General features: G+C 60.9%; 6 protein-coding genes. 3 read left to right on the forward strand and 3 right to left on the reverse strand.

Features of this window, described 5'->3' with window-relative positions:
• Window positions 1-1,818 precede the first annotated feature (1,818 nt).
• Both AC07XB_RS38640 and AC07XB_RS38645 read right to left on the reverse strand, forming a co-directional pair.
• Window positions 1,819-2,286: a hypothetical protein gene (locus AC07XB_RS38640; RefSeq protein WP_492833164.1), complete on the reverse strand. Its 468-nt coding sequence runs from the start codon at window positions 2,284-2,286 to the stop codon at window positions 1,819-1,821.
• A gap of 110 nt (window positions 2,287-2,396) precedes the next feature.
• On the reverse strand, window positions 2,397-3,221 hold the full coding sequence (locus tag AC07XB_RS38645; RefSeq protein WP_492833162.1) for a hypothetical protein: 825 nt from the start codon (window positions 3,219-3,221) through the stop codon (window positions 2,397-2,399).
• 508 nt (window positions 3,222-3,729) lie between these two features.
• Here AC07XB_RS38645 and AC07XB_RS38650 point away from each other — a divergent pair.
• The gene (locus AC07XB_RS38650) at window positions 3,730-3,966 is read left to right on the forward strand and encodes a transposase family protein (RefSeq protein ID WP_492833160.1); all 237 of its coding nucleotides are present in this window, start codon (window positions 3,730-3,732) and stop codon (window positions 3,964-3,966) included.
• 33 nt (window positions 3,967-3,999) lie between these two features.
• Here the strand turns inward: AC07XB_RS38650 and AC07XB_RS38655 are convergent, their stop codons facing one another.
• The gene (locus AC07XB_RS38655) at window positions 4,000-5,160 is read right to left on the reverse strand and encodes a hypothetical protein (protein WP_492833158.1); all 1,161 of its coding nucleotides are present in this window, start codon (window positions 5,158-5,160) and stop codon (window positions 4,000-4,002) included.
• Window positions 5,161-6,188: 1,028 nt separating this feature from the next.
• Here AC07XB_RS38655 and AC07XB_RS38660 point away from each other — a divergent pair.
• Both AC07XB_RS38660 and AC07XB_RS38665 read left to right on the forward strand, forming a co-directional pair.
• The gene (locus AC07XB_RS38660; protein WP_492833156.1) at window positions 6,189-6,401 is read left to right on the forward strand and encodes a hypothetical protein; all 213 of its coding nucleotides are present in this window, start codon (window positions 6,189-6,191) and stop codon (window positions 6,399-6,401) included.
• Window positions 6,402-6,440: 39 nt separating this feature from the next.
• The gene (locus AC07XB_RS38665) at window positions 6,441-6,704 is read left to right on the forward strand and encodes a hypothetical protein (RefSeq protein ID WP_492833154.1); all 264 of its coding nucleotides are present in this window, start codon (window positions 6,441-6,443) and stop codon (window positions 6,702-6,704) included.
• The last annotated feature ends 788 nt before the right edge of the window (window positions 6,705-7,492 follow it).

Genomic DNA, 7,492 nt, shown 5'->3' on the forward strand with positions numbered 1-7,492 from the left:
CAGATAGTGCGTGAGGATTCGACTCGGCATGCTCGCGAACGCTGGCCTCTCTTGGCCTCGATGCGAGCGGATCGCGGGGAGGAGGTCGCGCCGGTTCAGCGCGACAGCGCCTGTGTACCGCATACGCTCGCATCGTCCACGCCATCATGGCCGGCGCAGATCACCCGGCCTGCCGCGGCGGAGCTACACCGACAGCCGTCGCCGGCGCCCGTCCCAGCAGCCGAACCGGATCCGGCACCGATCGGCATTCCCGCAGCACCGAAGGTTGCTCCGCCGGCGGCACCGGTGCCGCCGCCTCCCAACGAGCTGGCGAGCGGCCCGTCTGGATCGCCGCAGGAAGCCTCCAGTTGCCCCTGCGCAGGCCCCGGGGCGCAGAACTTTTCTCGACAGGCTAGTCCGACAGGAGACATGGAATCCGCCGTCTTTCAGACTGACGAATTCTCTCGGCGCCACCGCGAATCCCTCCAGAAGGCTGGCTTCATACAGCCAGTCATCAAAGGCTGGTACATGGCGAGCGGGCCCGAAGAAAAGCCCGGAGATTGCGGCGATGGATAGTTTCCTAGCAGCATACGCAACCCACCGCTTTGGCAACGGCTGGCACGCCTCCCCGGACCTCTCTATCTTGCTACACGCGGGTACAACGGTGTTGCCCAAGCAGTTCTTCATCCACAGCCTAACAGGAGTAATAACAACATCCAGCTGCCGGATGGGCATTAGGTATTCGCTGCGATGAAGGGAGAAGCCATTTCGCGGGATGCTTGGCCGGCGCGTTTCGAGCCATAGGGCGCCAGGATATTGCGGACGACGTGTTGGGCGTGATGCAGGCGGCTGGCTATACAGCGCCGGAGGTAAACCCCTTCGAGTTTGTGCATACCATCTTGTCTGAGGATGCAGCGGGGCCAGCGGCCCTGCGGGTGCGGCTCATGTGGGCGGATATGCGAGGGCGGGTGCTGGGACTGAGGCGGCTTCATGCTTACTCAGCATCCACTTCCGCAATTCCCAACTGGAAGCCGGAAGGCCTTACGGTAGCGGATTCTCACGCGACGAGCGCCATTTTTCGCACGTAGGCAACCATTACCGCAAGAAATGCCCACTGAGACCGAATTGAGTCTGGGCGACTTGCTAGTCGTTGCCCGATTTCCTCTTTGAAGCTCGGCCCCTTGCCTGCACGGCTGAGGGCTCTTTTCTTCTGTTGAATCGCGCTGTTGTGGTGCCGACTGGCTTGTCATTGACGCAAGCCGCTTGCAAGGCGCGAAGAGGGAACGTGCCACAACGCCTGTCAGCTAAACCGATTCTCTGGTCAAAGATAAACCGATTCGCTGGACTATTCTGATGGGTCAGGTGCTCAAGCCGCCCTTCGCGTAAACCAATTCGCTGGATTTCATGTACAAGATAAAGCGCTTCGTTGGATTTCATGCACGGCCCTGACCCGCTGTGCTTTATCGCATACAAACCGTATCGGTCTGCGAATTTTCTACCAGAGCCACACTCGCAGCGGGTGCCCACCGTGTACCCAAAGCCCCCATTCTATTCGTATTGCACGAAACGCACATTTAAGCTGCATGTCGTTTTTTGGCTATACTTCCCGCTCTGCTTTAGCAAGATGAGCCGAGTACGGCGCAACGACTGGAGTCCGGCGGAACCAAACCCGCCTTACCATTCCCGCACGCTGCGGACTAAGATTTCCTGCGACCCGTCGTCAGGCCGAACTCGCGCAGCATGCTGAGCGGACACACCGTGTCGCAAGGGGATTCTGTTCACAGAGATGAGTCTGCAGCTCCAGCCGCCCCCCCTCGAATCGGGGGCGTTCAGCTCATCCTATTCCACCCAGGCTTTCAGGACGGTCAAGGGCTGTGCAGACGGCGTCGGCCAAAGCACTAGGCGGTATGCGTCACCACCCTCAAGGCCGCTCTCGTCGATTGTGTCCAAGCCGGAATAGAGGGCAAGTACGGCATAGGTTCCGGGCTTCACGGTTCGCCTCAGGACTTCGGAGCCCGTGCATTCGTGAACCTGGAGCTCGCCGGTCGGCAGGTCGACAGAGCATCCAACAGCATGGTCGTAGCCGGTTAAGTCGATGGCCGGCTCGGCCTCATGGAGCTCCAGGGTAACTGGAACGGTCATGTTTCGGAGCGGGCAGATGACCACCACATTGTCGGCAACCTTTGCTCGCCGCTCCACGTCCTCGTCTGTCCAGTCAGTCGGCGCTTCCGGGTTGATGCCGCGGTCCTGCACGTAGAACTGGTGGTAGTCGGCGAACACATCAAATGTGAACTGTTGCATTGACATCGGTCAGTGCTCCCTGCTGCTGCCTGGCGCATGGCCGCTTATGAAAGCTGGCGCGAGTTCGAGCAGCGCAGCTGCTCGCTGCTTAACTCGTGGGACCGGGTCCGTCTGCATCAAGGCCTCGAGGGCATTGCGTAGTGCTCGCTCGGTGGGGTTGCCAGAGTGGGTCGTATCCGCTGCAGGAACGGAGTCCGCGGCCTGGCGATGGCCAAAAGGGCATCAATGGCAACGAGGCTCAGGGGCCGGCCAGCTTTAAACCAGGCATCCGCTCTGGACCAGCTGAAGTCCGACGCCGCGGCTAGGTAGCCCCATGCATCGACCGATGGCTCGCTCGCGTGGGCTTCAATCCAGTCAAGGGTCATCGTCGACCCGAAATGCGCCAAGGCTCCGAACCGCTGCCGCCGCTCTTTCTCCGGCATCGCGTCCAGTGCATCGACGACCAACTTGAAGCCCTCGTCAATGGGCAGGCATGCCGCAGTAGCCTCTGCGAGGGACCAGAGCAAGCCACAGTCTGGGGACGCCTGCCACGCGCGTCTTGTCACAGGAGCCCCCTCCGTGCCAATGAGTGCCGCCACTCGCAGAATTGCAGAGCGGACCGACAGATTGCGCGTGCTATCGAAACGGTCAGAAAGACAGGCCAGGACACCCTCGTCACGCAAGCGTAGCCATGCTGTGCACAGCTCGTCATCCAGCTGCCATCGTGTCACGGAGTAGTCCAAGAGTGCATCAGGTGATTGCTGGACTTGTTTCAAGGTCGGGGCTGGATACAGGTCGGAATGGCCGACATCCTTTTCAGGCTGGCTCGCTTCCCCGTCGTCGTCATAGAAGTCGTCGTGCAGCAGGAACTTCGCCCACCCGTGCCGCTTTGCCAGGTTGAACCACTCGAGCGGACGAAGTGAGCGACTCATCAGCCGGACGTGACATTGTTGACAGACCATGTACGGCTCGTCTGGGTCGTCCGCCCGCTCCTCTACCGAGGAAGGGTGCCGCTCGCACGCTTGGCAAAGACCTGTCATGGTGGGGTAGATGTCCTTCGACGAATGGCAAAGGTATTGGTTACTGTAGCCGGACCCAGTTGCGCGGGCTGCCTTGCTACATTTTTTCGCCAGTATCCTCCGGCAGGCCGCGAGCCGGCCATCCCGCCAGAGAGGGATGTTGCCAACCTGGCGCACTCCCGGCAGGGCAACCAGGAGTCATTGCACCTGGTTGCCCGTCGGACTCGCACTCAGCGCGCAATAGAGGTTAACTCTGCCAAGACAACGCCCTTGAACGACTCAAAGACAAAGCCACGCGTTGAGTTCAACTCGGCATACGTGGTTGAAATGCAATCGGACGCTCTCGAGGGTCGGCCAAGATTCGCAACTATGCTCTGCAGAGCACAGTTGCGAATCTTGGCGTGACCCGTGGTAGACTCGTCGTTCTTCATAGCGCGTACTTGAAGCGGATGTGCTCAATTACGCTGAGCTTGGCCGGTTCGGATCGAAGGTCAAGATCCTGTATTGGGACCGCACCGGCCGGTTCCCCCTGCCGGCGACGCTGGCTCAGCGTAGCTTCACGCTGGCTGAACTGAACGCCTGGCTCGATGGCATCGTCGCAGTGCCGGCGCAACGGTCCGCACTGCAGGCACTGGTCGACGCGGCCCGGGCAGCCCAGCCGGGTCAGGTCACCAAGTCGTTTCGGTGACCGCTCGCCTGGCGCATCGCATTGCCGCGTTCTTCAGGACGTCAGGCCTCTGGCGCGGAGCCAATTCAGCCACGCTTGATCTTCGATCTCGTACGACCCTCGCGACTCTTTCCATACGATCTCGCGCTCACGAAGGGCGTCAATCGCATTTTGAACCGTCCCAGCGCTGACGCTCACGTGACCCGGCACAAGGGCCTTGTACGCGGAAATGGCGCTCTCTCCGAAGGGAGAGAATTGACCATCCTTGCCAGCCATGACACGCACTACCGCCTGCTGAAGTGGCGACAATGATGTGAAGTCGTTTTCGACGTCATGCCACAAGCGCTCCTGGACGAGCGTCGCGTCATCCTTGAGCCGGGTACCGAGGTTTGGCGATTCGTTCGCCAGTGCGATCGTGCCAATCAGGTGGCGCAGCAACTCCGGGCGATGCCCGACCATCACGAAGGCTTCGTAGACGGCCTCCGGCTCAAACTGATTGCCCGCGGCGAGCGCCCGGTTCACGCTCTTGGTAAATTCGTCGGTAAAATTTCTATCGAGCAGCGGGAACGGCGTCACCTGGGAGCCGTAGAATGGCATGCGTGAATTCATGACCAGGTGCGCGAGTTTGTCCCGGCTTGAGCCGGTGAAGACCAGCATGAGGTCCGGGGCCTTGCCCGAAACATTCATCGCGTCGCGCGCCGCCTTCAGGCCGAACATTGCCTCCACGCCCTTCTCCGTGGTCAGAGCATGCTGCGCTTCATCAACGATCAAGAGAACCGGTTGCTTGGCGGCCTTGCGCAGCGCCGCAAGGGTCTGTGTGAGCGTGACGCCCGCAGGCAATCCCGTGGCGGTGAGGTCTAACCCAAGGGTGCCCATGACGGTGACCTTGGTGAGGCCGACGGCCTTTGCGGCTTTGCCCACGACACCGGCGTGATCGGCAATTTTGTGCTTGATGGCGTCGGCGATCAGCTCGCCCGGGTCGTGCGCCTTGTTCGACCATAAGTCGACATACACGGTGATCCAGCCGCGCTGCTCGGCGGCTGGCGTAAGGTCCTCGCGCAGGAACGTGGATTTCCCTACCCGACGCGGCGCCGCGAGGAAGAGGCCCGAGCGGGCATCCTGGATTCCCTCACCGGCCAAGGCTGCGCAGAAGCTTGCCGCCAACGCGGGGCGGCGAAAGGTGTAACGTTCGGAGGCGGCGGACGGCTCGGACATGCGTCTTCCTGGTGCAATTATCAGCATTTATTCTATCTGAATAATTTATCCTTTGCGGATAAATAATGATAAATGCCTAATGAAGCATATGCACTCGGGGAGCGGGGCGTCTTGGCACCTCCCAGGAATGCCCACTTACGCGGCCAGCGGATTACGAAACGCGCCTTGCCTAGACATAGCATAGTAATCCGCTGGCCGAGGGGCGCACCTAGTCCAGGCGCTGGGTGGAAGGACGGCGCCGACGTCCAAGGCTCGGACTGCAATTTGGAGGTATTGCGCCATGGCGAACTTGCACCGTATAGCAGGGGGTAATTGGCAGTGAGGCTACACGAGGATGTCTCGGGACGGTGCCACGCCGTCGCGGGATTGACACAATCCGATTCGCCGCAGCGGGTCGGATCGCTCGTTGCGTGACACCGCATGGCAGTACTGAAGAGGATGTCCCGAAAATCGATCACTGCCTTACCGAACGGCCACAACTAGGCCACGCCACACGCGCCCTTCCCGCTGGAAGGTCCCAACGGCCATGAGGAGGTTTTTCCCGGCGCCCAATGCATCAGCGACGGCAAATGGGCCATGTTCTATAAGGACGGGGTAGAAGTATGGGCGTGCAATGCCGTGTATACTGCCGCCCATTTCGACTTTGCACCGGTTCCAACCCACCGCTCGCCGACAGGCAACTGACGGCCGGATGATTCGCCAGGCCGTGGGGTACATTTCGCACCCGACAAACAGTCGAGTCCGTCCATTTTTGGCGACCAGGGCGTTATGTTCAATGCTGCTTCCGCGCGAAGACTAGTGCCCTCTGGCGACTGTGCTGCCGCTGGTGTCCCGTAGCTGCTCCTCGTACATGCGTAGGAAAGTCTTGCAACAACGATAGAGGGTTCGGAGCAATAGGATCGGCGCCGACGTCAGGCCGATTCGCTGGCGCAGGTCCTGCCAGAACTGCGCCAGCACCTCGGTCGGCGTCCTATGCTGGGGGAATCTGTGAGATCGTGCGCTGCTGCGTTGCTGGGCTGGTGCTCAGCATGATTGCATTTGCGTTTGTGGCCAACAGCATCGAAGGCACGGGCTGGGCGCTGGCGGCAGTGGTATTCCTGATTGGCTTTCCCGTGGCGTATTACTTGGTCGGCCACCAGCGGACGCTCGACCGCGTGCTCGGTGCGCTCGCAAACGTCCATGGCGAGCGCTTCTACGATGCCACGCTAGGCCGTTTCGCCGCCTCGTTGCAAGCGCAGTAGCCCGATGCATTGGCCAGCCTGCTTGCCAAGCCGCAAGCATTGACCGCCCGTTTCCGCGGCTTTCTCGAAGACGGCGAGCTCAAGCCGCGGCTGGCACGCCGCGTGGCCCTGCATTTTGCGGACAAGGAGATAGCAGCGGTGCCGTTTTCTGGACTGGCTGCGCAAGACGCACCTGCAACCATGCGCATGGCTGCCGTCACCGCGCTGCAAGACCAGTTCGACGCGTCCTGGCAGCCTTTCCTGGTCGTGGCCGCGGGCCAGGCCGCCGCAGCCGTCGCAGCCTGGTGGTGGCTGTCCCGGTAAGCGCATTGTCACCCTTCGGCATGGAACAGGGCGGCGTGCGCTGTGCGACATTGATTGGCGCGCATCCCGCGAGCGCAGGTTCGCCTATGGGGACTCGGTCGGTGCACGCAAAACAATTGCATCGATATTCTTGAGCATTCGCCAGGCATTCCGGAGCGGTCGGCGACCAGATGACAACTGTCGAACATCGGCCACCGGCCGTACGCCATCAAGCGGCGCAATTGGAGCCCCTGCCTCTGTCGATACCGCCTCTTCGTCGGGCGGAGACGTTACCAACGGCCATCGCGCCATACTCGCGCTCCAATTGCTGCGCCCCTCGCGTGAGAACCTGCCTCGGTAGAAAGCGAACTTTGTAGCGACGGCGGAGAATTGCTGCCGTCCAGCATTCAACGAGAGTTGGCATGGCGGAGATGATGGTGGATACCCCGATATTAGCTCTCCGGCGGTGTGCACATTCGCTCGATAAAGAGGCGAGAAATGGTCGCTGTCCCTGACGTCAAAACTGCGCGCGATGGCCCGCAACACCATTCTGACCGCATACCGAGCGGTAGCCACCGTGCGTGCTACGTTTTCACGTTTGCTTCGCGGCACCGTTGGACAACGCGATTTAACCGGACAATAAGTTGGTGGCGAGGCCTGCATTTGGCATAGCCCTCGTGCAGCAGCGCTTCAACCGTTACGGACAACTGCGCGCCGCAGTGCCAGCTCCGGCGGATCAATGTGTCCCTGCCTCCCCAATGTCTGCCGCGGAGGTCCAAGAGTCAATCGAAAGTCCAGCATCAGCATCT

It is taken from the genome of Cupriavidus sp. GW821-FHT02F09, assembly GCF_059421605.1.

Coding starts and splice junctions, on each gene's coding strand:
- AC07XB_RS38645 (WP_492833162.1), bottom strand. CDS start 3,221: ATGGTCTGTCAACAATGTCACGTCCGGCTGATGAGTCGCTCACTTCGT.
- AC07XB_RS38660 (WP_492833156.1), top strand. CDS start 6,189: ATGATTGCATTTGCGTTTGTGGCCAACAGCATCGAAGGCACGGGCTGG.
- AC07XB_RS38655 (WP_492833158.1), bottom strand. CDS start 5,160: ATGTCCGAGCCGTCCGCCGCCTCCGAACGTTACACCTTTCGCCGCCCC.
- AC07XB_RS38640 (WP_492833164.1), bottom strand. CDS start 2,286: ATGTCAATGCAACAGTTCACATTTGATGTGTTCGCCGACTACCACCAG.